Annotated in this window: 20 protein-coding genes; 7 read left to right on the top strand and 13 right to left on the bottom strand. The window is 38.4% G+C overall.

The genetic code is table 11. The features are described 5' to 3' along the window. Positions 1–2 precede the first annotated feature (2 nt). Genes ZA06_RS05035 through ZA06_RS05025 form a run of 3 tightly spaced genes read right to left on the bottom strand, consistent with a single transcriptional unit; the run spans position 3 to position 1407 of the window. Positions 3–605: an FAD-dependent oxidoreductase gene (locus ZA06_RS05035; protein WP_053976288.1), complete on the bottom strand. Its 603-nt coding sequence runs from the start codon at positions 603–605 to the stop codon at positions 3–5. Then, positions 605–808, bottom strand: a complete 204-nt coding sequence (locus tag ZA06_RS05030) for a hypothetical protein (RefSeq protein WP_053976287.1) — start codon at positions 806–808, stop codon at positions 605–607. Before ZA06_RS05030 ends, ZA06_RS05035 begins: the two co-directional genes overlap by 1 nt. Positions 809–819: 11 nt before the next feature. Beyond that, positions 820–1407, bottom strand: coding sequence for a MarC family protein (locus ZA06_RS05025; protein WP_053977071.1), 588 nt, complete (start codon positions 1405–1407; stop codon positions 820–822). A gap of 125 nt (positions 1408–1532) precedes the next feature. Between ZA06_RS05025 and ZA06_RS05020 the strand changes: the two genes are divergently transcribed. Continuing rightward, positions 1533–2108 (top strand): DUF3109 family protein, encoded by a 576-nt coding sequence (locus ZA06_RS05020; protein ID WP_053976286.1) that lies wholly within the window; start codon positions 1533–1535, stop codon positions 2106–2108. Here ZA06_RS05020 and ZA06_RS05015 read toward each other — a convergent pair whose 3' ends face one another. Both ZA06_RS05015 and ZA06_RS05010 read right to left on the bottom strand, forming a co-directional pair. Beyond that, a complete protein-coding gene (locus tag ZA06_RS05015) occupies positions 2109–4100 on the bottom strand; it encodes a tetratricopeptide repeat-containing sensor histidine kinase (protein WP_053976285.1) in 1992 nt (663 codons plus the stop codon). A 1-nt stretch (position 4101) separates the two neighbouring features. Beyond that, positions 4102–4836, bottom strand: coding sequence for a LytR/AlgR family response regulator transcription factor (locus ZA06_RS05010; protein WP_053976284.1), 735 nt, complete (start codon positions 4834–4836; stop codon positions 4102–4104). Positions 4837–5532: 696 nt separating this feature from the next. Here ZA06_RS05010 and ZA06_RS05005 point away from each other — a divergent pair. Beyond that, the gene (locus tag ZA06_RS05005) at positions 5533–6513 is read left to right on the top strand and encodes a ribonucleotide-diphosphate reductase subunit beta (protein ID WP_053976283.1); all 981 of its coding nucleotides are present in this window, start codon (positions 5533–5535) and stop codon (positions 6511–6513) included. Positions 6514–6721: 208 nt separating this feature from the next. Further along, complete coding sequence (locus ZA06_RS05000) at positions 6722–9199, top strand: ribonucleoside-diphosphate reductase subunit alpha (RefSeq protein ID WP_053976282.1); 2478 nt, start codon at positions 6722–6724, stop codon at positions 9197–9199. Between the two features lie 72 nt (positions 9200–9271). Here the strand turns inward: ZA06_RS05000 and ZA06_RS04995 are convergent, their stop codons facing one another. Both ZA06_RS04995 and ZA06_RS04990 read right to left on the bottom strand, forming a co-directional pair. Beyond that, entirely contained in the window at positions 9272–11587 is a 2316-nt protein-coding gene (locus tag ZA06_RS04995) for an inorganic phosphate transporter (RefSeq protein WP_053976281.1), read from the bottom strand. A gap of 78 nt (positions 11588–11665) precedes the next feature. Next, positions 11666–12871 (bottom strand): porin, encoded by a 1206-nt coding sequence (locus tag ZA06_RS04990; RefSeq protein WP_053976280.1) that lies wholly within the window; start codon positions 12869–12871, stop codon positions 11666–11668. Between the two features lie 390 nt (positions 12872–13261). Here ZA06_RS04990 and ZA06_RS04985 point away from each other — a divergent pair, with 390 nt between their 5' ends. Next, positions 13262–13615: a toxin-antitoxin system YwqK family antitoxin gene (locus ZA06_RS04985; protein ID WP_053976279.1), complete on the top strand. Its 354-nt coding sequence runs from the start codon at positions 13262–13264 to the stop codon at positions 13613–13615. Positions 13616–13688: 73 nt separating this feature from the next. Here the strand turns inward: ZA06_RS04985 and ZA06_RS17075 are convergent, their stop codons facing one another. Beyond that, entirely contained in the window at positions 13689–15905 is a 2217-nt protein-coding gene (locus ZA06_RS17075; RefSeq protein WP_205625694.1) for a hypothetical protein, read from the bottom strand. Between the two features lie 122 nt (positions 15906–16027). Next, positions 16028–18838 carry a TonB-dependent receptor gene (locus ZA06_RS04975; RefSeq protein WP_053976278.1) on the bottom strand — a complete coding sequence of 937 codons (2811 nt, stop codon included), beginning with the start codon at positions 18836–18838 and terminating at the stop codon, positions 16028–16030. A gap of 180 nt (positions 18839–19018) precedes the next feature. Here ZA06_RS04975 and ZA06_RS04970 point away from each other — a divergent pair, with 180 nt between their 5' ends. Then, positions 19019–20362, top strand: a complete 1344-nt coding sequence (locus ZA06_RS04970; protein WP_053976277.1) for a deoxyguanosinetriphosphate triphosphohydrolase — start codon at positions 19019–19021, stop codon at positions 20360–20362. A gap of 192 nt (positions 20363–20554) precedes the next feature. Continuing rightward, on the top strand, positions 20555–20725 hold the full coding sequence (locus tag ZA06_RS16890; RefSeq protein ID WP_157503105.1) for a hypothetical protein: 171 nt from the start codon (positions 20555–20557) through the stop codon (positions 20723–20725). On the opposite strand, the gene ZA06_RS04965 is transcribed toward ZA06_RS16890, so the two are convergent. Continuing rightward, positions 20703–22484, bottom strand: a complete 1782-nt coding sequence (locus ZA06_RS04965; protein ID WP_053976276.1) for a 1-deoxy-D-xylulose-5-phosphate synthase — start codon at positions 22482–22484, stop codon at positions 20703–20705. The genes ZA06_RS16890 and ZA06_RS04965 overlap by 23 nt on opposite strands. Positions 22485–22543: 59 nt before the next feature. On the opposite strand from ZA06_RS04965, the gene ZA06_RS04960 reads away from it, so the two are divergent. Then, positions 22544–22993, top strand: a complete 450-nt coding sequence (locus ZA06_RS04960; RefSeq protein WP_053977070.1) for a nucleoside deaminase — start codon at positions 22544–22546, stop codon at positions 22991–22993. A gap of 64 nt (positions 22994–23057) precedes the next feature. Here ZA06_RS04960 and ZA06_RS04955 read toward each other — a convergent pair whose 3' ends face one another. The 3 genes from ZA06_RS04955 to ZA06_RS04945 form a co-directional block, all read right to left on the bottom strand. Further along, complete coding sequence (locus ZA06_RS04955) at positions 23058–23249, bottom strand: cold-shock protein (RefSeq protein WP_053976275.1); 192 nt, start codon at positions 23247–23249, stop codon at positions 23058–23060. Positions 23250–23339: 90 nt separating this feature from the next. Next, positions 23340–23570, bottom strand: coding sequence for a hypothetical protein (locus tag ZA06_RS04950; RefSeq protein ID WP_053976274.1), 231 nt, complete (start codon positions 23568–23570; stop codon positions 23340–23342). Positions 23571–23573: 3 nt separating this feature from the next. Beyond that, positions 23574–25361 (bottom strand): chloride channel protein, encoded by a 1788-nt coding sequence (locus ZA06_RS04945; protein WP_053976273.1) that lies wholly within the window; start codon positions 25359–25361, stop codon positions 23574–23576. Positions 25362–25387: the final 26 nt, after the last annotated feature.

Below are 25387 nucleotides of genomic sequence, written 5' to 3'. Positions count from 1 at the left end.
TCTTATAATTTATCGTGCACGTGGCTATCTTGGCCGTTGTTCCAAAGTGTTAAAATATCTGTAGCTACTTGTGCGCCACTTCCTGCCGCAATATTGAATTGACTTCTCCAGCCTGCTAAAGTTCCAGCAACATAAAGTCCATTTGTGATGAGGTGGTCTTCATTTTTTAGCCAAATGCGCTCTTTTTCAGCGGCGGCACGAGGATGAGGGCCTACAAATGTTTCAAGGCCTTTTATGTTCAAAAGATTGGTGTAGCCAACTGCGATTACGACTAGTTTGGAAGTATAGCTGTGTTTGTTGGTGATAACCTCAAATCCTTCAGGAAGAGGTTTTATTTCCAAAACTTTTTCGCTTTCAATTTGCGCTACATGCGGATATTGCGTGGCGAGTTGTTCCTTTCCTAATTCTAGAACAGATTGCCCGGTAGTACCTGCCAGGAGCCCCAAAGCATTATTGAATAAAGCGGTTTGCAGATGGGAAGCCTTTTGGTGCATTATGATACCAATATGTTTGTCTTTGGCGTATTCTTTATTAACCGCGGAACCTAAAACCAAGGCGCAGGACATTCCTGAAGCGCCTCCTCCAATAATTAGGGCGTCAAACATTACTTTTTGTTTTTCAATTGTTTCTCAATGCGCTTGGAAATGCGCAAAATTTGTAGCAAAACAATTCCGCAAAGGGCGGCTAGAATGGTAATTAGTGCAATGATACTTTGTCCTTGAAATGGTGCGCTAAAATCAATTTGGGTAATGTTGAATATGATAAGTGCCGCGGCAATGACTGTAAAAATGATGGTAAATAGTTTCATGATATAAGTGTTTAAGCGAGTTCAAAAAGGGCTTTAATGTTATGGGCAAATAGTTTTACGGCTATGGCCAGCAAAATCACACCAAATATTTTTCTAATAACTGCAATACCGTTTTGGCCAATCATTCGTTCAATCCTTGAAGAGGTTTTTAGTACAATAAAAATCAATAAAACGTTCAGTATTACGGCTATGATAATATTCTCGATACGGTATTCTGCTCTTAGGGATAAAAGTGTTGTTAAACTTCCGGGGCCGGCAATCAATGGAAATGCTAAAGGGAATACACTCGCGTTCATAGCATTGCTTTCTTCCTCTTTGTAAAGGGTGATTCCTAAAATCATTTCCAAAGCAATAAAGAATAGTACAAAGGCGCCTGCTACGGCAAAGGAGTTCACTCCAATGCCAATCATGGACAAAATGCTTTTTCCTAAAAACAAGAACAAAATCATGATAATTCCAGCGATGATTGAAGCTTTTTCGCTTTGGATGTGGCCTGCTTTTTTTCGAAGGTCTATGATGATTGGAATGCTGCCAATAATGTCTATTACGGCAAACAATACCATAAAGGTGGTGATGATTTCTTTTATGTTGAATTGTATCATGTTATGATGGAAATTTTTGGCAAATTTCGGCATTTACAAATTAATGGGCTTTATAAAGGCTATAAAATTTAATTGCTTTTAAAGGGGTTACTTTTGACGGATTATTGACTTATCTTTGCGGCATGTTTCAGTTAGGAAAAACCATAGTTTCGGAGGAAATCATAGAGAATGATTTTGTGTGCAATCTTTCTGCCTGTAAAGGAGCTTGTTGTATCGATGGAGATGCAGGAGCGCCTTTAGATGAAGAGGAAGCTGCGATTTTGAAGGAGATTTATCCAAAAGTTAAACCTTATTTGCGTAAGGAAGGAATTGCGGCTATAGAGGCGCAGGGTACTTATATTACCACGGAAGATGACGAATTGGAGACCCCTTTAATAGATGGTGCTGATTGTGCCTACGTTATTTTTGATAAAAAAGGAACGGCCCTTTGTGCTATTGAGGAAGCCTATAATCAAGGCGATATTTCTTGGAAAAAACCGGTGTCCTGTCATTTGTATCCTGTAAGGGTGCAGGATTATAGTGAGTTTTCGGCAGTAAATTACCACAGGTGGCATATTTGTGATGATGCCTGTAGTTTGGGAAAGGAACTGCAGGTGCCTGTCTACAAATTTGTGAAGCAGGCGCTTATCCGTAAGTTTGGTGAAGATTGGTACGCCGAATTGGAAAAAGTTGCCGAAAAACTTCAGAAATCTAAATAGTTAGGCGGTTCTAAGGACATTGGATCGTGTTGGGATATGTATGATGACCTTGGTGCCTGTTGGCTTATGGTTGGTGTCGTACAAATCTTCAACTTCAATTTTATACGGACTTGTATAGGTTTTGTAAAAATTGGATAATCTTGCCTTCGTTAAGGCAATCCCAACCGACTTTCTTTTCAGCAGTTTGTTCTTGTTGATCTTTTCAGATTCTATTCTTCCAATACCGTTGTCTTTGATAGAAATGGTTACGTAGTCATCGGTGGTTTTTGAGGCGTGCAGCACAATTTTCTTGTCTTCTTTTTTGGAGGAAAGCCCATGCCAAAGCGCATTTTCCAAAAAGGGTTGTAAAATCAAAGAAGGAAGCTTTACGTTAGCAGTGTTGATGTTGTCGTCAATTTTAACCTGAAAATCTATTTCATTTGAAAACCGGATATTCTCTATGTTCATATAGAGTTTCATGGTGTCCAATTCGTCTTCCAAAGAGATTTCTTTCTCGGTGGAGGCAATCAAGATCTTTCTGATGAGTTTGGAAAATTTGTTGAGATAATACACTGCATTTTCCTTTTCATTATTGATAATGTATAGCTTGATGGAGTTTAAGGAGTTGAAGATGAAGTGCGGGTTCATCTGACTTCTAAGCATGTCTTGCTCCAAGGTAAGAATCTGTTTTTCCTGTTTTAACTGGCGGTGTCTGTTGACGGTAATAATTCCGCCCGCAATAAGAATCAAGGCAATAAGTGAGTACCAAAATATTTTTTGGTTGCGCAGTAATTTTGATTTTACAAGTTCGTTTTCACTGGCAAGAACTCGTATTTGATTGTTTTTGATTTCACTTTCGTATTGTATAATGATGTCGTTTACATATTGTAGGTTGCGTTCGTTTAATATGGTTTCTTCTTCGGCAATGTAGTCTTTATACTTCTCCAGGGCAGCTTTGTAGTTGCCTAGTTCTTGGTAGAGTTCTGAAAGGTGTTTGTTGGCTTCCACTTTGGATCCTTTCAAACCGTATTTAGTGCCAATATCGAGGGCAGTTTTTAAGTTGTTTTCGGCTTCTTTATGAAGTCCCAATTCGTTTTGTGCCCAGCCTAAGTTGATATAAGAGGAGGCAATGTAAAGTTGGTCGCCTTCCATAAGGGCCATTTTCAAAGCGTCTTCTATGATTTCTTTTGCCTCTTGGGGTTTTCCTTGTTTAATGTAAATCTGTGCGATGCTATTGTTGCAGATGACACGGCCAATGTCTGAATTAATTTGATTGTTGTATTCCAGTGAGGTTTTATAGTCTATTAGTGCCTCGTCCAAAAGGCCTTTGGCCTCGTTGGCATACCCTATGTTTTGGTAATTGATGGCTAGACCTAAAATATTATCCTGTTCCTTTTCTATGACCAAGGATTTGGTGAACTGTTTAAGGGCCATGTCATATTGGTTCAGGGCTAGGTAAATGTTTCCCATACTGTTTTGGGAAACCGCAATACTGTGTTTTAATTCGGTTGTAAGTGGTTGTTGCGAATTGGCTAGATCTAAAGCTTTTTTGTGGTAGTCTAGGGCCGGTTTTACTAAGTCCATCCTTCTGTAAACCACTCCCAGCATATTAAGGCATATTACCTGTAATTCGATATTGTTAGCGGATTCCGATAGTTCGTAGGCTTTCTTGTGGTTTTCAATGGCTATTTCGTAATGAGAAATGTTGCGGTATATAACACCCAAAGAGTTATAGGCGTAACATTCGGCTTCCAAATAATTGGAGGCTTCAGCCATGGTGGCCAAAGTTTTCATTTTAATGCTGTCTCTTCTGAAACTTTTAAAGGCCTCATTAATCTCCTCATAATTCTTTGGAGTTGTTTTCATGAGAGCTGTTGCTGTATCGTAAAAGTCTCCCGAGGACTGGGAATAGGTTTTTATACTAGCAAGCATTAGCAATCCAAAAAGTACTAAAGTACAGTTTTTAGACAGCAAGAGGGGGCTTGAAAATCCAGAAGAAAATGAAATTGACATTTTAAAATTTCTCTAAAAAATTTGATTTACGTTGCCTTGCTACAGGAATTTTATGGTTGGATTGCATGACAACATATCCATCGTTTTTGATGTATTCCTTAATTCGGTTGAGGTTGATGATAAAAGAGTTATGGATTCTGAAAAAATACTGTTTTGGTAGAATGCTGTTTACCTCTTTCAGTTTTTTTGTGATAACGGTTTTCTGGCCATCGGCCATAACGATGGTACTGTAATTTCCATCAGATTCAATGAAAAGGATATCATCCACAGGGACGAACATTAGTTTTCCATCGGTATTGATGGTGATTTTTTTCTGGTCGAATTTGGTGTGAAAATTAATCAATACTTCTTCAATCTTGGAAGAATTGAGTAATCTGTAGTTGAATTTTTTAATGCGTTTGATGGTGTCCTCAAGATCGTCCGAATCTATAGGTTTCAGCAAGTAATCTATGGCCTCATGTTTTAGGGCCTTTATAGCATATTCGTTATAAGCTGTGGTAATTACAATGGCAAAATCCTTGTTTGGAAGTTTGTCTAAAAACTGAAACCCGTCCATTGTAGGCATCTGTATGTCTAAAAACAAACAGTCTGGCGGATTGGTTTCAAGATAGTCTAGGGCGGCCTCCGGAGAGGTGAATGTGTTGACGATTTCTATATCATCGCTAAAGTTTGTTAGTTCCCAGGACAAACTTTGTATGGCTTTTGGTTCATCGTCAACTATAACGGCTTTTATCATAGCTTCAAATATAGTAATATTCTAGTATAGAAGTACATGCTGTTAATAATTTGAAATTAGTTAAAATAAATTGTGAAGAATAGTGTGGATTTTACACTATTTTGTCTAATTTAAAGAGTGTTCCAATTATACAGTTTTTTTAACCAACTATACAAGTAGGGTAATATAGTTGAATTGAATTGAAGATATTTGAAGTGTTAAAGGGATAAATTTTTTGTAAAGTAAAAGTGATTTTTGTGATTCACTTTTTTGATTATACGCTATTAATCAATTGAAGTTAGAGCAATCTAGTTTCGTCATCACAAAATTTAAGGTAACTATTTCTTTAAAGTATAGTTTTAGTTAGTTTAGTTAATTATTGGGGAAAAGAGAGCTGGTCAGGCTCTCTTTTTATTTGTGCCAATGGTAGATTGGTTTCTTCTCTTTTTATTGATCAAAATTTAATGTTTTGTTATTGTCAATTGTTTGTGAAATTTGTAAATAATTGGTTGGTTGTAAATCGTCTAAAGTCTTGCTGTATAAGGGTTTGGTGTATATTTTTTGTAAACTTTTGAGTTTTAGGTGATTTCGAACTTGTTAAAAACTTGTTGACAATGTTCATAAAATTAGCTTTCTTTTTCAGCTTCAATTTTGAATATTTGTTAAACCCAAATCGACAAAAATGTTCATTTAAATCATCAAAAAACCAAAACGCTAATGTCTCAAACTACTGAACCAATTTTACAAGAAAACAAAGATCGATTCGTAATTTTTCCAATTCAACACCACGATATTTGGGAGTGGTATAAAAAATCTGAAGCCAGTTTCTGGACGGCCGAAGAAATAGATTTGCATCAAGATCTTACAGATTGGCAAAGTAAATTGAATGACGACGAGCGCTACTTCATAAAGCACATCTTGGCATTTTTTGCTGCCAGTGATGGAATTGTAAATGAAAATCTTGCCGAAAATTTTGTGAACGAAGTGCAATACAGTGAAGCCAAATTCTTTTATGGGTTTCAAATCATGATGGAAAACATCCATAGTGAAACCTATTCGTTGTTGATTGATACTTATGTTAAAGACGAAAAGGAAAAGAGCATGCTCTTTAATGCTATTGAAACATTTCCTGCTATTAAGAAAAAGGCCGAGTGGGCTTTAAAATGGATAGAATCACCAAGTTTTGCGGAACGATTGATTGCTTTCGCAGCAGTGGAAGGGATTTTCTTTTCTGGAGCGTTCTGTTCCATTTTCTGGCTTAAAAAGCGTGGTTTGATGCCAGGGCTTACTTTCTCAAATGAGCTTATTTCAAGAGACGAAGGTGTACACTGTGACTTTGCGGTTCACCTGCACAATCATCACCTTGTCAATAAGGTGCCAAAGGCACGTATCACCGAAATTTTGGTGGATGCCCTTGATATTGAAAGAGAATTTATCACAGAGTCACTTCCTGTTAGTTTAATTGGGATGAATTCTAAATTGATGACTCAATACTTGGAGTTTGTTACAGACCGTTTGTTGAGTGAATTGGGTTGTGAAAAAGTCTATAATACTGCCAATCCTTTTGATTTTATGGATATGATTTCCCTACAGGGGAAAACCAATTTCTTTGAAAAGCGTGTGTCAGAATACCAAAAGGCAGGTGTGCTTAACAAAGAGGAGGAAGAAGATAAATTCAAATTTGACGCCGATTTTTAATATTTGGTGGTTTCTCAAATCTAAAAGAATAACCCTGTTTTAAGGGAATCAAAACTTATTATAAAAAATTAAGCTCTGCAGTTTTTAAGGTGTATTTTCTTGAAAACTATAGGGCCTATCTTACCGAATTTTGAAAGCCTCAGGGTTCGGGCTAACTAATTAACCCATTTTCTGAAGTGATTCAGAAAGCTAAAAACTTAAAAAACATATGTATGTAGTAAAAAGAGATGGCCGAAAGGAACCGGTGATGTTCGACAAAATCACCGCCAGAGTTAGAAAACTGTGCTACGGATTGAACGAATTGGTCGATCCGGTAAAAGTCGCAATGCGCGTAATTGAAGGGTTGTATGATGGGGTTACTACCAGTGAGTTGGATAATTTGGCGGCCGAGATTGCTGCAACCTTGACGACTGCTCACCCTGATTACGCTCGATTGGCGGCAAGAATTTCGGTATCGAATTTACATAAAAATACAAAGAAGACCTTCAGTGAAGTCATGCACGACCTATATACCTATGTCAATCCTCGTACTGGAAAAAAGGCGCCATTGCTTTCAGAGGAAGTGTATAATGTTGTTATGGAAAACCGTGACATTTTGGATTCCACAATCATTTACAATCGGGATTTCGGTTATGATTATTTTGGGTTCAAAACTTTAGAACGTTCTTATTTGTTGAAGCTCAATGGTAATATTGCTGAACGTCCACAGCATATGTTGATGAGGGTGGCAGTTGGGATTCATCTTAATGATATGGATGCTGTAGTTGAAACCTATGAGTTGATGTCTAAAAAATACTTTACACACGCTACACCAACACTTTTTAATTCTGGGACACCCAAACCACAGATGTCTTCTTGTTTCCTATTGACCATGAAGGAGGACAGTATTGATGGAATTTATGATACGTTGAAACAAACAGCGAAAATTTCACAATCTGCGGGTGGTATTGGATTGGCAATCCATAATGTAAGAGCTACGGGAAGTTATATTTCTGGAACCAATGGAACTTCCAATGGTATTGTGCCTATGCTGCGTGTGTTCAATGATACAGCGCGTTATGTAGATCAAGGAGGAGGGAAGCGCAAAGGAAGTTTTGCTATTTATGTGGAAACATGGCATGCCGATATTTTTGATTTCCTTGATTTGAAGAAGAACCACGGAAAAGAGGAAATGCGTGCACGTGATTTATTTTACGCCATGTGGATTTCCGATTTGTTTATGAAACGTGTGCAGGAGGATGGTCAATGGACTTTAATGTGTCCTAATGAATGTCCTGGATTGGATGAAACGCACAGTGAAGCTTTTGAAGAATTGTATTTGAAATATGAAGCTGAAGGAAGAGGGCGTAAAACCATTAAGGCTCGTGAATTGTGGGAGAAAATCTTGGAATCCCAAATTGAAACAGGTACGCCTTATATGTTGTATAAGGATGCGGCAAACCGTAAGTCTAATCAGCAAAATTTGGGAACTATCCGTTCTTCAAATTTATGTACTGAGATTTTGGAATATACTGCGCCAGATGAAGTGGCTGTGTGTAATTTGGCATCCATTGCCTTGCCGATGTTTATCAAAAATGGAGAGTTCGATCATAAGGAACTGTTTAAAATTACCAAGCGGGTTACCAAAAATCTTAACAGGGTTATCGATAGAAATTATTACCCGGTTATAGAAGCTCAGAACTCCAATTTTAGACATCGTCCGGTAGGTTTGGGAGTTCAAGGTTTGGCAGATACGTTCATTAAATTGCGTATGCCGTTTACAAGCGATGAAGCTAAAAAACTGAATCAAGAAATCTTTGAAACCCTTTATTTTGCTGCTATTACCGCTAGTATGGAAGAGGCTATTGCGGATGGTCCTTACCAAAGTTATGAGGGATCACCTATTAGTAAAGGGGAATTCCAGCATAACCTTTGGGGTATCAATGATGAGGAATTAAGCGGTCGTTGGGACTGGGCGAAACTTAGAAAGGATGTGGTGAAACACGGGGTTCGCAATTCGTTGTTGGTGGCGCCAATGCCTACGGCCTCAACCTCCCAAATTTTAGGAAACAATGAGTGTTTTGAACCGTATACTTCGAATATCTACACCAGAAGAGTGTTGTCTGGTGAATTTATTGTCGTGAACAAACATTTATTGGAAGACTTGGTAGATCTTGGGTTGTGGAACGAAACCTTGAAGCAGGAAATTATGAGAGCGAATGGCTCCATTCAGGATATTGATGGTATTCCAGAGGATATTAAAGAATTGTACAAAACGGTTTGGGAATTGAGTATGAAGGATATCATCGACATGGCGCGTCATCGTGGTTATTTCATTGACCAATCCCAATCATTGAATCTTTTTATGGAGGGGGCCACTATGGCTAAATTGACCTCTATGCACTTTTATGCATGGAAAAGCGGACTAAAGACTGGCATGTACTACTTGCGTACCAAAAGTGCCGTAGATGCCATTAAATTCACCTTAGATAATAGTAAAAAGAAGGAAGAAATTGTTGCTCCTAAAACAGAAACGGAAACCTTGATAGTAGAACAACAGCAGGAACAAGCTGCTAAAACAGCAGCTAAATTTGTAAAGGAAACTACGGAAGTTAAAGTGGAGCCAATGAGTCCTGAGGAAATGAAAGCCTTGATTGAGGCTGCCAAAGCAAACGAAGGAGATGATTGCCTTATGTGCGGATCTTAATAGTGTGTGTTTTATGGTTAAACAAAAAAAGCCATCTCATTGAGATGGCTTTTTTTGTTTAGGGTGTATAATTTATTCTTCTTCGTTTCCGGCAAATAGTTTTCCTAAGGTTGCTGGTTTCACAGAACTGTCATGAGCATTGTGATACTCTTCCAATAAGTTCATGGTGGCATTAAGAAGGTCTTTTGTTTCCAATAGCATACTGAAATAAAGCGTCGTGTTTTTCGGGCTCGATTCTTCAGTTCTAGTACGTTCTACTTGTTTTTGGATTTTATCTGTTACCAAAGAAACAATCTCTTCTTTTCTGTTCAAGATTTTTCCAATTTCAGCAAATGAGTGAGATTCAAAAGCATTTTTGGTGTTCTTGAAGAAACGCTCAAAACGCTCATCAACTTCCTTCAACTCTTTAATCTGGCTGAATTTTAATTTCTTGTGATTATTGTTGATGTGCTTATGGCTCGCTTTCGAGATATAATCCAAAGACTGGGTCATATCTTGAAGGTAGCCTAAAATATTGATGTAAAAATTACTTGCGCTAACACTGGATTCGTCCAAGTTTTTGATGAAATAGAAGATGTTATCACGTAATTCATCAATTTCTTCAGATAATTTAACTACCTGCTTTCTATTCTTTTTAAGCATTGCCAAATCTTGTCTTGCCAAACCGTTGATAGCGTTGGTGTAGATTCTGTTACCTCTCTCCACAACATTGGCAATATTGTTGGCGCTCTCATGGATAACTCCTTGTACAGAACTGCTTTCTGCTTTTAATAGACGGTCTTCAGCTTTAAGTTCTTTGGATTTTTTGTTATGTTTTAGGTAGTTACGTACCAAGATGATAGTAGCTAATAACAACAATACAGGTACCATTACCTTTACATTCCAGTTTAGGAAGTATGCAATAACTGCAGCTGATACAAAGGCGATAAGTGCTGTAAAGAACCATCCTCCAATAACATTTAATACTCCTGCTACACGATATACGGCACTTTCTGCTCCCCAAGCTTTATCGGCCAAGGATGTACCCATGGCAACCATAAAGGTTACATAGGTAGTGGAAAGTGGTAATTTCATGGATGTCGCAATAGAAATCAATACAGCGGCAACCATTAAGTTCACGGCAGCTCTTACTAAGTCGAATGCAGGCAATTCGTAAGTTTTGTCCTTTTTTAGGGTGATAACTGGTTTTTCAAATTGCTTGTCAATTTTCTCTTGCCATGATTTCGGCAATATATAAGAGGAAACTTGAGATGCTACGATAGTAGTTCTAACAAAGATTCTGGATAAGAAATTAGGTTGAAAACGCTCTTTGGTGGCTTCTTGACTTGAAAGGTCCAAAGATGTTTTTACAACGTCTTTAGCTTTGCTAGAGAACCAAAGTGTTACTACCATTACTAAACCTGCGATTACTAATAGGAATGTTGGAGTTGGTACTTTGGAAGCTAAGCTGGCCATTGCAAAGGCATCTGGTGCTGCTCCTGAAGCCGTCCAAGCTTGGAATGACTGCCATCCTGCAATTGGTACACCAATAAAGTTTACCAAATCGTTTCCTGCAAAAGCTAAGGCTAGAGCAAAAGTTCCTACTAGGATTACTAATTTATAGATGTTGGTTTTAGCAAATTTGATCAAAGCTAAAGAGAATAGAGACCAAAATACCAAGCTGATTGCTACAATAAGTAATACTTGGTGCTCTAAAAAGTGGCTAATGGTTTCGCCTCCTAAAACGTCAAAACTTTCTTTGGCATAGTTGGTACCTTTGATACCCTTCATGAAGATGAAATAAGTAATGGCTGTTAGGGCAAATCCTCCGAACAATCCACCTACCCAGGATGCTTTCTTTTCAAAATCGTAAGACAATAAAAGTCTAGAAACCCATTGTACCAAAGCTCCAATAGAGAAAGCTACGACTACCGAGAGCAGAATACCAAATATAATTTCGGTTGCCTTGGAAGTGTTGATGTAGTTAACAACATCTGTAAAGGTTCCGCCATCGTGGGCAATTTTAATCAGTGCCATGGCAACAGAAGCTCCAAGTAATTCAAATACAATGGAAACCGTGGTTGATGTTGGCATCCCGACCGAATTGAAAAAGTCTAGAAGCAGGATGTCCGTTATCATAACGGCCATGAAAATGATCATGATTTCATTGAACATGAACTCTCCAGGGTTGAAAATTCCCTTTCTGGCAACTTCCATCATACCACTGGAAAATATGGCTCCAACGGCTACCCCAAGACTGGCAACAATCATGATGGTTTTAAAGGAGAACGCCTTGGACCCAATGGCTGAGTTCAAAAAGTTTACTGCGTCGTTACTTACCCCAACAATCAAATCGGCTATGGCCAATACGCCTAGGGCAACTATCATTAATAAATAAATGTTATCCATAATTTAACTTCAAATAATTTGCAAATATCTATAGTGTTTTTATTAGGTGCGTTACCTAATTGTTATCATTTTAATTGCTTAAAATTGGAGCTCAAATTGCAGTCGGCAAGCAAGCTTGTCTGATTTAATTGCATTGTCTGCATAAGTGATATCCGTTTGAACCTTAAGTTTATGACCTACAATATACTTAGAAAGTCCAAGAGTATACTCATTTGTGGTGTCTCTTCCTGTAATTTCTTTAAAATCGGTGTTGGAAAAACGTCCTGCAAGCTCCCAATTGTTCTTGAATAGGTATCCAGCAGAAAAATTGTATCCAGATCCAATTTGTACAATGTCTCCAGTAGGTGTTCCATCGCTGTTAACAGCAACAGGCGAATCGGCCTCTCTATCGGCATATTCTGCCATAATGGATAAACCGCGGTATTTGAACATAGCATCTACAAATAGGGTTGTGATGTCGGTTTCAAATAAACCAGTGTCTGTTTCCATGTAAGAGCCGCTGTTGCTTCGGATTCTTACGGCATTGTCGTTAAAGTCGTAAGATACTCCAAGGGCTAATTTAGGGGTTGCTGTGCGCTTTAGGTCGCTTCCTACATAGTCTTCTTTTCCTTCAAATTTACCAAAAGGATATAACTCTACACGACCTGTATATTGATGACCTCCTAAATTACCGGTAGTAACGTTTCTTCCTTCTCCTTGGGATACAGCCAATGCTTCGGTAATAACGAATTTCTCTGTAATGGCTATTTGATGGTGTAATTGGATTCCCATATCACGATCGATGTTAAAACCAGCGTTAAGGATAGATCTGTCAACAAATTGTAAGCTAGAAGAGGAAATAACGCGCTCGCGGTTTCCTGGAAGTTTGGTTTGTCCAAACCAAAGCACGAAGTTTTCGTGGAAGTTCCATTTCATTACAGCGTCCATAACAACACGAGGGGTATTGTGGGTGTAGTAAGAGGCGCCAGACATATCACGGTTTGATAGACCCAATTCTATTTTATACTTAAGTTTTGGGGTCAAAGCATATCCGTCAAACTTTAAACGGGCACGTCGTAGCAACATGTTGGATTGTGGATTTCCTAAATCTCCGTCATCTTCATTCCAAACCGCAGAGCCTAAGAATTGCATTCTGGCACCAATCTTCATAGACCAGGTACTATCTTTACCTACAAGGTTGAAAAGACCTTTACCAAATTTTGGGCTGTTTGTTTCAGTTTGTTGTGCGTGAGTAGTAAGCGCACAACATAGCATAACTGCTAGGGCAGTAAGTTTAAGTTTCATATCAGGGGTATTAGTTTTTGTCGGCGGCAAAGAACTGAACTCTATGTTAACTTAATGTTATGTGAAGATTAAGTTTATAACATTAAACAAAAGAGGCTACTTAGTTAAAAGTAGCCTCTAGAATTCACTATAATATAGTCGACAAAAACTAATAGATTATATGAATCTCTCATTGTTTGTCATAAGACTCTGCAAATCTGCCATTATAAAATGACTTTAATGTAATGATAATATTAACTAATTATTAATATCATTTAATATTCTCAAAGTCTTAACTGTCAGAAAAACAGTGTTATTACGTTTCAATGTTAATTTAATGTTACGTAAATGTTTATTCAATGTAAATTTTTTGTAACTTTGAATATATATGAACCTTAAACCCAAAGCAACATGAGAAAGATAGTCGTACTTGCAGCATTGCTTTTTGTAAGTCTTGGATTTGCACAGAGTGAAAGAACTTTAACGTTAAATAAAGAAACCAATGTCATTGATGTAGTGTATTATCATGACAACGGAACCATTAGCCAAACGGGTAGTTATACCTTTGACGGCAAACTTCAGGGTGATTGGTATAGTTATGATGTGAATGGAAAGAAGATAGCTGCAGCAAAGTATGACAATGGTGTTAAGACCGGAAAATGGTTCTTTTGGGAAGAAGATACATTAAAAGAAGTTGATTATTTGAACAATAGAGTAGCTAGTGTTAATGAATGGGCTACCAAAAGTACTTTGGCCTCCAAATAATCGTTATATAGTTAATTAATAACAAAAAAAGCATCCTAGTTAGGATGCTTTTTTATTTGTATGGATATGGTTATTATAATCCAGTAGTCCAACCTGCAGCCCACTCAGGAGCGTCAGCACCGTTACCAGCACCAGTAGCAGTTCCTTCAGTGTAGAACGCTTGGTTAGCACCAGTATAGTCAGTTGCGATAAACCCTTCAGCAGTGTTATCGAACATTACGTTGGTCATGCTTAAGTCACCGTTCTCAATTCTTACAGCAGCTTCAGCGTCTGAACCTACAACTTTGATACCTAAGTTTACACCAGTAGTGTAGAAGTTATCAATAGTAAAGTTTCCTCCTCCTTCTTTGAAGTAAAGTGCCCCTTCTCCAACAGGTCCTACAATAGTGATGTTAGACAAAGTAGTTGTAGTTGTAGGAGTAGCATTTCCGTTATCTCCATTGTTAGACCCTTCAATACCAGCTTTAGCGCCACCTTTAATGTACCAGTTAGATCCATTTCCAGTCCAACCATCAGCAAAGTCGATAGAATCGTCACCACTGTTGATAGATACTAAGTAGTTACCTACTACAGATCCTCCGAAGAACTCGATACCGTCGTCACCACCGTTGTAAGACTGTACATATTCAAAAGTAGTACCAGCTCCAACACCGAATAAAGACACACCGTTAAACTCTTTAGCGTTCGAGTAAGTTGCACCTGTATATTCAACTCTTAGGTATTGGATAGATCCTGAGCTATCGTTAGTATCGTTTCCTCCGTAAGTCATATCTCCTACTTCAGAAGTAACAGAAACCCCTTTGTTGGTAGGTGCATTACCACAGATTACCAATCCACCCCAGTCACCAGCAGCAGGAGACTCTGCTCCAGAAGTCATTACTACTGGGTTGTTAGGCTCACCGTTAATGTTGATAGTTCCACCTTGTTCAACTCCAATAAAAGAAGCAACACCTCCAGTAGCTTTAATAACAGTTCCGGCAGGGATATTTAATGTTCCGTTAGCTTTTACTTTTAAGCTACTAGTCAATAAGTATTCAGTATTAGCACTAAGAGTTACAGTTCCTGTAATTTCACCAGCTAAGTTTTCAGTAGCAGATCCACTGTTGCTTAAACCAATAGTCCATCCTGCAGCCCAATCAGGAGCAGCTGCACCGTTTCCGGCTCCAGTGGCAATTCCTTCAGAATAGAAAGATTGGTTGTCTCCAGTATAATCAGTTGTCATAAAGCCTTCAGCAGTATCTGCAAATTGAAGGTTAGTGATGGTTAAGTCTCCATTTTCAATTCTAACCGCTGCTTCAGCATCAGTATCCACAACTTTAACTCCTAGGTTAACATTGCTTACGTAAAAGTTGTTGATAGTAAAGTGTCCACCACCTTCTTTGTAGTAAAGTGCACCTTCAGATACAGGTCCTACTACAGTAATGTTGGACAATGTGGTAGTAGTTGTAGGCGTTGCATTTCCGTTATCTCCGTTGTTAGACCCTTCAATACCAGCTTTAGCACCACCAGCGATGTACCAGTTAGATCCAGTTCCATTCCAACCATCAGCAAAATCGATAGAGTCATCTCCACTGTTAATAGAAACTAAGTAGTTCCCTTCTACAGTTCCTCCGAAGAACTCGATACCGTCGTCACCACCGTTGTAAGACTGTACATATTCAAAAGTAGTATCAGAACCTACTCCAAATAAAGATACCCCGTTAAATTCTTTTGAATTGGAGTATGTTGCACCAGTGTACTCAACTCTTAAATAACGGATAGAACCAGAATTGTCGTTTGATACATCTCCACCATAAGTTAAATCACCAACTTCAGAAGTTACAGAAGTTCCTTTGTTAGTAGGAGCGTTACCACAGATTACCAATCCACCCCAATCACCGGCAGCAGGAGAATTTGCAGCAGAAGTCATAATAACTGGGTTATTAGGCTCTCCGTTTACGTATATTTTTGCTCCTTGAGCAACAGCGATATAAGCTGAAGTTCCACCTGTAGCCTTGATTACAGTTCCAGCGGGAATGGTCAAAGACCCGCTAAGAACTTTTAATGCTCCGGTTAATTGGTACTCTATAGAAGCATCCAACGTCACATCGTCAGTGATATTTCCTTCCAAAATGCTTAAGGTTTCGCAAGGTTCACAATCACCTCCACAATCGATACCTGTTTCATTTCCGTTTTGGATCCCGTCATTACATGTAGCTTGTGAACCCCCATTGTCGTCATCACTAGAACAGGATACAACAGAAATCAAAGTCGCCACTGTAAGAATTAAGGTAAATAAATTTTTTCTCATTGTGTTTTTTGTTGTTTTAAAAATTTAAAGCGAAATACGGTAACAGCTTTAAATTGAAGATTACAGAATGGTTAACTTAATATGAATATATACTGATAAATATTTGGTTTGTTAACAATTACTTAAAATTGGTAAGACAAGGATAATTTAAAGTCTCTACCTTTTTTATAGGTAAGGACGTTAACATCTTGAGTGTCTTGATAACGTTCTACAGAAGGGTTCAACAGGTTCTTGAAAGAAGCTCCTAAAGTGATGTGCTCATTTATTTGGTATTTGGTAATAAAATCCAAAGTGCCGTAACCTTTGTCAACCATGTTTCCTCTTCCTTGAACTCCCAAGGCATAAATACGATCAGAAAAGTAGTTGAATGCTAAAGTGGTCATGAAGTTTCTATCTTCTGAAAAGTCTTTGTTGAAGCTAATGTCGGCATTCATTAAAAAGTCTGAAGCTCCAGATAGACGATCATTTTCGTTAGTGAACACTGTGGTTATTGTTGTATTTTCTTCCGCTACTTTATCATCGTTCAATTCTTGGTCTGTGTACATGTACGCTGCATTCAAACCAGCAGAGAAAACAGTAGCTAAAGTGCTATCGTCTGTTTCAACTTCACTTTTGAATAAGTTTTTGCGTACTTCAAGTTCAGCTCCAATAGCCATGGCATAATCTCCAGAGTTTACCCAGCTGATATCGTTGGATGCAGAGGCGATTGTTACTTGGTTTATTGGATTTTCAATATACTTTCCAAAGGCTCCAAGAGAGAAAATCTCGTCTGATTCTGGGAAGAATTCCCAAATAATATCGGCATTGTAATCTGTAGAAGCATACAGGTCTGGATTTCCTATGTAATCCTGGTTTACTTCCTGGTAAAGGAAAGGGGCACGTTCTTTAAACTGTGGCAAGGTATAGGTTTTACTTGCTGCAAATTTTAAGTTATGCTTTTCGTTTACTGCGTACTTTAAAGATAAAGCTGGAAGGATTTCAAAAGTATCAAATTTGTTGTCCTCAGGTTCTGGACTCGAGCTTATGGAAGTATCCCATCCAATAGTTTGAGTGATGTGCTCTCCTCGAAGTCCTGCAATTACACTGAATTTTGGAGAAAAAGTATATTCAAAATTCACAAATCCTGCATGAATGTTTTGGTCTCCTTTGTAGAACTGAGGATCTAACGCGTTTGGTGTATTTACATTTCCGCGGAAGGTCTCAATTCTAAATAGGCCGGCATTCAAATTTTCTTGAGTAAAGTAGGCGTCTATGTTATAAGGATCTACTTCAGGTTGTGTGATAAGGTTGTTGTTGGCATCTCTTAGGGAAATTCTAAAGTTGAATTGTGTTGCTTCAAAATTTACTTTTTTCATTCTCCCGTTGTAACCTAAAGTCACTTTTCCTGCATATACGTCATCTTCATTTTTGCTGAATTTGAATGTAGTGGCAATGTTTGCGGCTAATTCATCTTCATTCAAATCTTGGTAGAATCTGTGGTTGTCGGAAGCAGAAGATACCAATTGCATAGATTTTGGTCCGTCAGGGTCGTTAGGGTTTACAGGTAGCAATGTAGTTTGTCTTCTGTTAGGCACATTGTTGTAAAGCATGTTATAGGATACCCCCCAGTTGATGTCAAATTGTTCACCAATAGCATGGTCTCCCAATAATTGGTTTACAAACAACTCTGTTCTGTCAAATACTGAACGCTGAATGATCCCTCCGCCTTCTGGTGCGTCATCATAAATGTTGATTACACCATCGTATTCCAATTGCTTTTGACTTGTAGAGTTTAGGTAAAGTACATTGTACTTGATGGATTGCTGTTTGTGCTTCAAACCAATATTTCCCATTAAGGTTGTGTTGGTTTTATACTCGTAGTTTTCGAAGTCGAAATTACTCAATGGTACTGCAGATGCGTTCACGCCTCCTCTGGAAACACCTTCTTTATAGGTGAAGCCATTACTGTAGTTACCTACTCCAAAGAAGCTCAATTTAGTTTCGTCTCCTAATCTTAAGGTCTCTCCTCCAACCAAAGAGATTCCTGAGTTTACAGGCATAGGCCCTTTTTCTCTATCCCAACTTGTGGTGAAATTGTAGTTGTTAAGTGGGTAATCAGGATAGTCTGTCGTGTAAAATCCGCTATAGTTCGGACCTTCATGTAAATAGAAGTCATCTGTTCCAATAGCTTCTGTGTTTGCACCAGTGCTTAATCCTAATTGCAAGAATCCGGATCCTGTATAGTCTTTTGAGATAATGTTGATATTTGCACCTGCAAAATCCCCGTAGTTAGCCGCATTGTAAGTTTTGTCGATACCAATAAACTCTACAATGTTGGTGCTGAAGATATCCAAATCGATATTTTTGTTTGCAGGATTGTTTGAAGGCAATGGCAAACCATTTAGGGTTGTGATGTTGTAACGGTCTCCTAAACCTCTTACGAATACACTTCCTGAACCTTCTTGTTGAGAGATTCCAGAAACTTTGGTAACTGCAGTTGCCACGTCACCAACGCCTTTTCTAGAAAGTTCCTGTGCACCGATGGAGGTTTTGATTCCAGTGGCTTTTTTCTGGTCCAATAATAGAGCTGCTTCAGTTTCTTTTCTTGTGGTGGTCGTAATGATGACCTCATCCAAAGAAGCGGCACTCGCACCCATAGGTACATCTACCTGGGTTACTTTGCCTGCAACAACTTCAACTGTTAATTCTTGGGTTTCGTACCCTACGAAGCTAAATATTAAGGTATAACTGCCCGGTTCTAGATTGTCAATGGCATAAAGACCATCAAAATCCGAAGTAGTACCAGTAGTTGTACCTTTGATTAAAATGTTGGCAAAGGCCAACGGTTCATTATTAAAGTCTTTGTCTGTTAATTTTCCCGCCACAGAACCAGTGTTTTGGGCGAAAAAAACGGTGGTGAAAAGCACCGAAAATACTAATAGTAATTGTCTCATATTATAGTTGTTGTAATTCGGTGCAAAGAAACCTTCATACTGTAAAGTCAATGTTAACACATAATTAAAACTAGGTAATAAAAAGGTTAGGCAAATGTTAAGAGATGAGGCTATTTTTGACTTTTGGAAACATTAATTTAACATTGAAAAGAGTATCTTGCGACGACTAAAATTTTTAAAATGAATTGGGAGGACTTACTATCCTTAAAGCGTTATGGCGATACCCATAAACGTTTGCGCAAGGAACAAGATGAAACACGTTTGGGTTTTGAAGTGGATTATGACCGCGTAATTTTTTCGGCTGAATTTAGAAGCTTACAGGATAAAACCCAGGTAATTCCCTTATCCAAAACCGATTTTGTTCACACACGACTTACCCATAGTTTGGAAGTGAGTGTGGTGGGACGTTCCTTGGGTAGAAAAGTAGGTCAAAAGCTTCTGGAGAAATATCCTTATTTGCAAACCGTGCACGGTTATCAAGCCAACGATTTTGGGGCTATTGTGGCTGCGGCAGCTTTAGCTCATGATATTGGAAACCCTCCATTTGGTCATTCTGGTGAAAAGGCTATTGGTGAATTCTTTAGAAATGGTAACGGTGCCAAGTATAAAGCCCAATTAACGGACAAGGAATATCAGGACTTGTGTGATTTTGAAGGGAATGCCAATGGCTTCAAAATCTTAACAGAAAGTAGAAGTGGGAGAGAAGGAGGACTTAGATTGAGTTATGCCACTTTGGGAGCATTCATGAAATATCCCAAGGAATCATTACCCAAAAAACCTACCAAGCATATAGTGGACAAAAAGTATGGCTTTTTCCAATCGGAAAAGGATGTTTTTATGGATGTTGCTACCGATTTAGGCTTGCTTACCCGTGGAAACAAAGGAGAGGTTCGGTTTTCTAGACATCCGTTGGCATTTTTGGTAGAAGCGGCGGATGATATTTGTTACACCATTATAGACTTTGAAGATGGGATTAACTTAGGTTTAATACAGGAAGAATTTGCTTTGGAATACCTGATCAATTTGGTTAGATATTCCATTAACACTGAAAAATACAATGCCCTTCAGAATACTCAGGACCGCATTAGTTACCTAAGAGCGCTTGCTATTAATACATTGATCAATGAAGCTGTGGAGTTGTTTATGGTCAATGAAGAAGCTATTTTAAACGATGAATTTCCTCAGGCACTTCTTGATAAAAGTCGTTTTGAGGCACAGATTAGTGATATTATAAAAATTAGCATTCAAAATATTTACGAATCTTCCGAAGTGATTGATAAAGAAGTGTCCGGTTATGAAGTAATCAATGGGCTGTTAACAGCGTTTACAGATGCAGTCTGTAATACAGCCAATGGCACTGCTTCTAATTACAATAAATTGATTTTGAAAATGCTTCCTGAAACGATACAGTCTTCTCAAGTTTCAACTTACGACAGTCTTATGGCGGTGTCCAATTATATTTCAAAGTTATCGGATAGCAATGCTATATTGACTTACAGAAAGCTAAGAGGGGATTATATTTAAGGATTGTTAATAAGCTGTTTATAACTTCTGGGCTTAAGCGAAAATCTGTGTAATTTTCACTTACATTTGTGCTGTTTTAGAATCTGATAATCAGAGATTTTTTTACATAAAAATGTATTTTGTCGAGGAAATTTGTTTTTTATCGATTAAATATTATATTTGTCCTGTCGTTTATTTTTTAATCCTACAATGATGAAAAAGAACCTTTTAGGAGCTCTTGTTATTTTCTTTGTTACTGTGGCCTTTTTATTGATGCTTGATGATATGCGATCTAGCAAGAATTCGCAATTGAATGAAAGTGTAGATATTTATAATGCTACAGAGCAGCCTAACATGGCTACTACAGACAGTGACGCTGAATAATCGTTTCTAGTTTTTCTACAATTGCATCTACGTCAATTTTAGTAAGGTGCTGTAAGGTTTCAATACTACCGTGTTCCACAACAATGTCGGGAACGGCCATAACGCTTATATTGTTTTTGTAGTTGTACCGAGCTGCAAATTCTAAAATAGCACTTCCAAAACCTCCTTTTTCACAACCGTCCTCAATTGTAATTATTTCAGAATAGGAATTGAAAGCTTGGTGTAACATGCTTTCGTCCAAAGGTTTTAAAAAGCGCATGTCAATATGGGCTACATCGTCTTTCATTTCCAGTTTTTCAATGGCCTTCGTGACATTATCGGCAATAAAACCAAGACTTAGAACAGCGATGTTGTTCCCTTGTTTTAATTCTATGGCTTTGCCAATTTCAATAGGTTCAAAAGCTTGTTTCCAATCCAAGGTATTGCCCCTTCCGCGAGGATAGCGTATAGCTATAGGATGTTCAAGTCCTAATTGGGCGGTATACATAATGTTGCGTAATTCTACTTCGTTACGAGGTGCAAAAATAATGAGGTTAGGGACACATCTTAAATATGCTAAATCATACAAACCGTGGTGTGTAGCACCATCTTCGCCAACCAAACCTGCTCTGTCCAAACAAAAAATCACGGGAAGGTTTTGAATGGCCACATCGTGAATTACCTGATCGTAGGCTCGCTGTAAAAACGTAGAATAGATATTGCAAAATACCACGGCGCCTTGGGTGGCCATTCCTGCCGCCAAGGTCACGGCGTGTTGTTCTGCTATCCCTACATCAATGGCTCGATCAGGAAACTGCTCCATCATATATTTTAAGGAGCTGCCTGTTGGCATGGCAGGGGTAATGCCAATAATGGCTTCGTTTTTTTCTGCTAGTTCTACAATGGTGTGTCCAAAAACATCTTGGAATTTTGGAGGTTGCACGGTATCTGGTTTAGGGAAGAGCTCCCCGGTTTTGGCATCAAATTTACCAGGCGCATGGTATTTCACCTGATCCTTTTCGGCTTGTTTTAATCCTTTTCCTTTGGTGGTAATGACATGGAGTAGTTTAGGGCCTTCTATGGTTTTTAATCGCTCCATCTCTGAAATCAAAGCGGAAAAATCATGTCCATCAATAGGACCTGAATAATTAAAATTTAAGGCTTCAAATACATTTTCGTGTTTCTGTGTACCTTTTTTAACATTAGTTAAATATTGTTTCAGTGCGCCTACGCTAGGATCAATTCCAATGGCATTATCGTTTAATATCACCAATAAATTGGCATTGGTTACGCCTGCATGGTTAAGGCCTTCAAAGGCCATCCCACTAGCTATGGAAGCATCACCAATCACTGCTATATGCTGTTTGGTTGTGTCTCCTTTCAATTTGGACACAATGGCCATTCCCAAGGCTGCTGAAATGGATGTTGAAGAATGCCCAACGCCAAATGTGTCGTAGGAGCTTTCGCTTCGCTTTGGAAATCCACTGAGGCCTCCAAATTGTCGGTTGGTATCAAAGACCTCTCTTCTGCCTGTCAATATTTTATGTCCGTAGGCTTGGTGGCCAACATCCCAAATCAATAAATCTTCAGGGGTGTTGAACACATAATGTAGCGCAATGGTAAGTTCAACCACTCCCAAACTGGCTCCTAAATGCCCTTCTTTGGTAGCGACAATATGAATGATAAAGTCTCTTAATTCCTTCGCTAATTGGGGAAGTTGATGTGGATCTAACTCCCTTAAATCCTTTGGAGATTGTATGTGATTTAATAACTTGGACATAATTACAAATGTACCATTTGAAATCGTATTTTTGGGATACAGAATTCAATTTTATACCTATGGAAAATCCTTTTGATGACGTGTATTTTATGAAGAAAGCCTTGCAGGAGGCTGAAGATGCTTTTGAGAAAGGGGAAATTCCGGTAGGTGCCGTAATTGTGGTGGATGATAGGATTATTGCCCGAGCACATAACTTAACGGAAATGCTCAATGATGTTACTGCTCATGCGGAAATGCAAGCCATTACCTCGGCTGCTAATTTTTTGGGAGGAAAATATTTGAACAAATGCACGCTTTATGTGACCTTGGAGCCTTGCCAAATGTGTGCAGGTGCTTTGTATTGGAGTCAAATTGGAAAAATAGTGTATGGAGCCAGGGATGAAGAGCGTGGGTGTATCAATTTAAAAACAAAACTGCATCCAAAAACCAAAATGGTAGGTGGCGTGTTGGAGGAAGAAGCCTCACGTTTGATGAAACGCTTTTTTATTGAAAAACGTAATTTGAATTAAAAACATAAAAAAACGCTTAACAAATTTGTTAAGCGTTGAAACTGTGCTTAAAGATATATGCTCGTTAAACCACTTGCACGTTTGCTGCAACTGGTCCTTTTCTTCCTTCTTCTTCTGTGTACTGTACGCTATCGCCTTCACGTAGCTCAATACCGTTCAAGTTTGATACGTGAACGAAAATGTCTTTTCCTGTTTCGTTGTTGGTAATGAATCCAAATCCTTTTGAATCATTGAAAAATTTAACTGTTCCAGTCATGGTAAAAAAAATTATTATTAAAACATAAATGTATGATTAATAATCTTACAATGTGTTAAGTAATTGTATTTTTATTTAAAAAATTGATTATCAGTATTTTTTTTTGTGATTTCTCATTTTTTCTAGATTCTCTTTATTAATCATATAGTCTTTCATGTCTTTGTCTTTCCAACGGTGGTATGAAAACAAAGGAAACACTACAAAGAAAAGTCCAACTACCCCAAAACCAATGAGTTTTTGTGAATAGTCAACTTCCAAGAGAAAACCACATGCTATGCTAATTAGAGAAAGTATAAAGGATATGGCAATAATGTATTTCATGTTTTAGTGAGTAATATTGATCAATTTGCGGCGGTAGGCTGTCAATAATTTGGATTTAGAAATAAAGCCAACATACACATTATTCCTAACAACTGGTAGGTTCCAAGCGTTACTGTCCTGAAACTTCTTCATAATATCGGTCATCTTGTCCTTTTCAATATCGATGATTTCCGGAGGGTTTTGCATGACTTCTTCAGCTTTTATTTCATTGTAAAGGCTTTGGTCAAACATTACCTGTCTAATATCGTCCAATAAGATAATCCCTTTAAGGGTTTGGTCTTTACTTCGCACAACGGGGAAAATGTTTCTGCTAGATTTTACTACTGCTTTGTGGACAATGTCACCTAGGTTCATTTCTGGATTCACAGGGATGAAATTGGTTTCAATTACCTTATTGATGTCCATGAGTGTTAACACCGCATGGTCCTTATCATGCGTAATAAGTTCTCCCTTTCTGCCAAGCTCCATACTATAAACGGAATGTGGGTAGAAATATTTGGTAATGGCGAAAGAAATAGTGGCCGTAAGCATCAAGGGAATGAAAAGTTCATAACCTCCTGTTAATTCGGCAATCAAGAAAATAGCTGTTAATGGAGCATGCAGTACTCCTGCCATTAATCCGGCCATTCCCACAAGTGTAAAATTACTTTCGGAAACTGGATTGTTGATTAGGATGGTGTGGTTTAAGACTTTTGCAATACAATTTCCCATGATGCTTCCCATAAAAAGGGTAGGGGCGAAAATACCACCAACACCTCCAGCGCCAAAAGTGATGGAACTGGCAATAATTTTGAAAAATACTAATCCGGCCAAAAGCCCAATTACAATCCAAACATTGCTTAGGTCCAAATGGAGGAAGTTATTTACCAAGGCTTTTTCTGGTTTTCCAGCAATGAGGTTGTTCATAACATCGAATCCTTCCCCGTAAAGAGGTGGGATGAAATAAATAAGTACTCCAATGGCGGCACCTCCAACCAAAAGTCTTTTAACTGGCGAGTCTATCTTTTTGAACAGTTTTTGAATACGTTCATATGCTTCTGTGAAATAAATGGAGGTAAACGCAGCAAAAACACCTAAAATGGCGTAAAAGGGGACATCGGAAGCTTTGAAATGATCTTCAATTCTAAAAGGCAACAAAATGTCGCTTCCAAAGAAAAAGTAAGAGGTCATGATTGCCGAAAGCGATGCCAATAATAATGGAAGCATGGACGCGATGGTCAAGTCCAGACTAAATACTTCAATGGCAAATACGATAGCGGCGATGGGCGCTTTGAAAATGGACGATAAGGCTCCGGCAGCAGCACAACCAATCAACAAGTTTTTTGTTTTTTGGTTCATGTGGAACATGCGTGCGATGTTGGAACTTATGGCAGCTCCGGTAGCCACAGTTGGTCCCTCTAGTCCTACCGATCCTCCAAAACCAACCGTAATAGGCGCGGTTAATATGGACCCAAACATTTGGTATTGTTTCATGATCCCTTTGCGTTTCGCAATAGCAAATAGGGTTGATGGAATACCGTGGCTCACCTTGTTTCTGATTACATATTTAATGATCAGATATACCAAAGTAAACCCGATGATGGGGAATAAAAAGTAAAAAGCATGGTGGATGGATTGCACCAAACGCCCTTCCAGTAAATGTTGGATAAAGTGCGTCAAGTTTTTCAGCACTACTGCTCCAACTCCGGAGGTGAAACCAACCAATATACTAAGGAAATAAACAAATTGCTTATGGGAGATGTGCTTGGCTCTCCAGATCAACAAGCTTTTGTACAACGATTTTGCAGGCATAACCTAAAACTACTAAAAAATCCTGC

The organism is Mangrovimonas xylaniphaga (assembly GCF_001280435.1).
GTDB lineage: Bacteria > Bacteroidota > Bacteroidia > Flavobacteriales > Flavobacteriaceae > Mangrovimonas_A > Mangrovimonas_A xylaniphaga.
The sequence above is the reverse complement of the archived record's forward strand: the minus strand, read 5'-3'. Positions and strand labels throughout refer to the sequence as shown.

Coding starts and splice junctions, on each gene's coding strand:
- ZA06_RS05010 (WP_053976284.1), bottom strand. CDS start 4,836: ATGATAAAAGCCGTTATAGTTGACGATGAACCAAAAGCCATACAAAGT.
- ZA06_RS04990 (WP_053976280.1), bottom strand. CDS start 12,871: ATGAAACTTAAACTTACTGCCCTAGCAGTTATGCTATGTTGTGCGCTT.
- ZA06_RS05015 (WP_053976285.1), bottom strand. CDS start 4,100: ATGTCAATTTCATTTTCTTCTGGATTTTCAAGCCCCCTCTTGCTGTCT.
- ZA06_RS05020 (WP_053976286.1), top strand. CDS start 1,533: ATGTTTCAGTTAGGAAAAACCATAGTTTCGGAGGAAATCATAGAGAAT.
- ZA06_RS05005 (WP_053976283.1), top strand. CDS start 5,533: ATGTCTCAAACTACTGAACCAATTTTACAAGAAAACAAAGATCGATTC.
- ZA06_RS04950 (WP_053976274.1), bottom strand. CDS start 23,570: ATGAAATACATTATTGCCATATCCTTTATACTTTCTCTAATTAGCATA.
- ZA06_RS04945 (WP_053976273.1), bottom strand. CDS start 25,361: ATGCCTGCAAAATCGTTGTACAAAAGCTTGTTGATCTGGAGAGCCAAG.
- ZA06_RS04965 (WP_053976276.1), bottom strand. CDS start 22,484: ATGTCCAAGTTATTAAATCACATACAATCTCCAAAGGATTTAAGGGAG.
- ZA06_RS04970 (WP_053976277.1), top strand. CDS start 19,019: ATGAATTGGGAGGACTTACTATCCTTAAAGCGTTATGGCGATACCCAT.
- ZA06_RS04955 (WP_053976275.1), bottom strand. CDS start 23,249: ATGACTGGAACAGTTAAATTTTTCAATGATTCAAAAGGATTTGGATTC.
- ZA06_RS04960 (WP_053977070.1), top strand. CDS start 22,544: ATGGAAAATCCTTTTGATGACGTGTATTTTATGAAGAAAGCCTTGCAG.
- ZA06_RS04975 (WP_053976278.1), bottom strand. CDS start 18,838: ATGAGACAATTACTATTAGTATTTTCGGTGCTTTTCACCACCGTTTTT.
- ZA06_RS05030 (WP_053976287.1), bottom strand. CDS start 808: ATGAAACTATTTACCATCATTTTTACAGTCATTGCCGCGGCACTTATC.
- ZA06_RS04985 (WP_053976279.1), top strand. CDS start 13,262: ATGAGAAAGATAGTCGTACTTGCAGCATTGCTTTTTGTAAGTCTTGGA.
- ZA06_RS05035 (WP_053976288.1), bottom strand. CDS start 605: ATGTTTGACGCCCTAATTATTGGAGGAGGCGCTTCAGGAATGTCCTGC.
- ZA06_RS16890 (WP_157503105.1), top strand. CDS start 20,555: ATGAAAAAGAACCTTTTAGGAGCTCTTGTTATTTTCTTTGTTACTGTG.
- ZA06_RS04995 (WP_053976281.1), bottom strand. CDS start 11,587: ATGGATAACATTTATTTATTAATGATAGTTGCCCTAGGCGTATTGGCC.
- ZA06_RS05000 (WP_053976282.1), top strand. CDS start 6,722: ATGTATGTAGTAAAAAGAGATGGCCGAAAGGAACCGGTGATGTTCGAC.
- ZA06_RS17075 (WP_205625694.1), bottom strand. CDS start 15,905: ATGAGAAAAAATTTATTTACCTTAATTCTTACAGTGGCGACTTTGATT.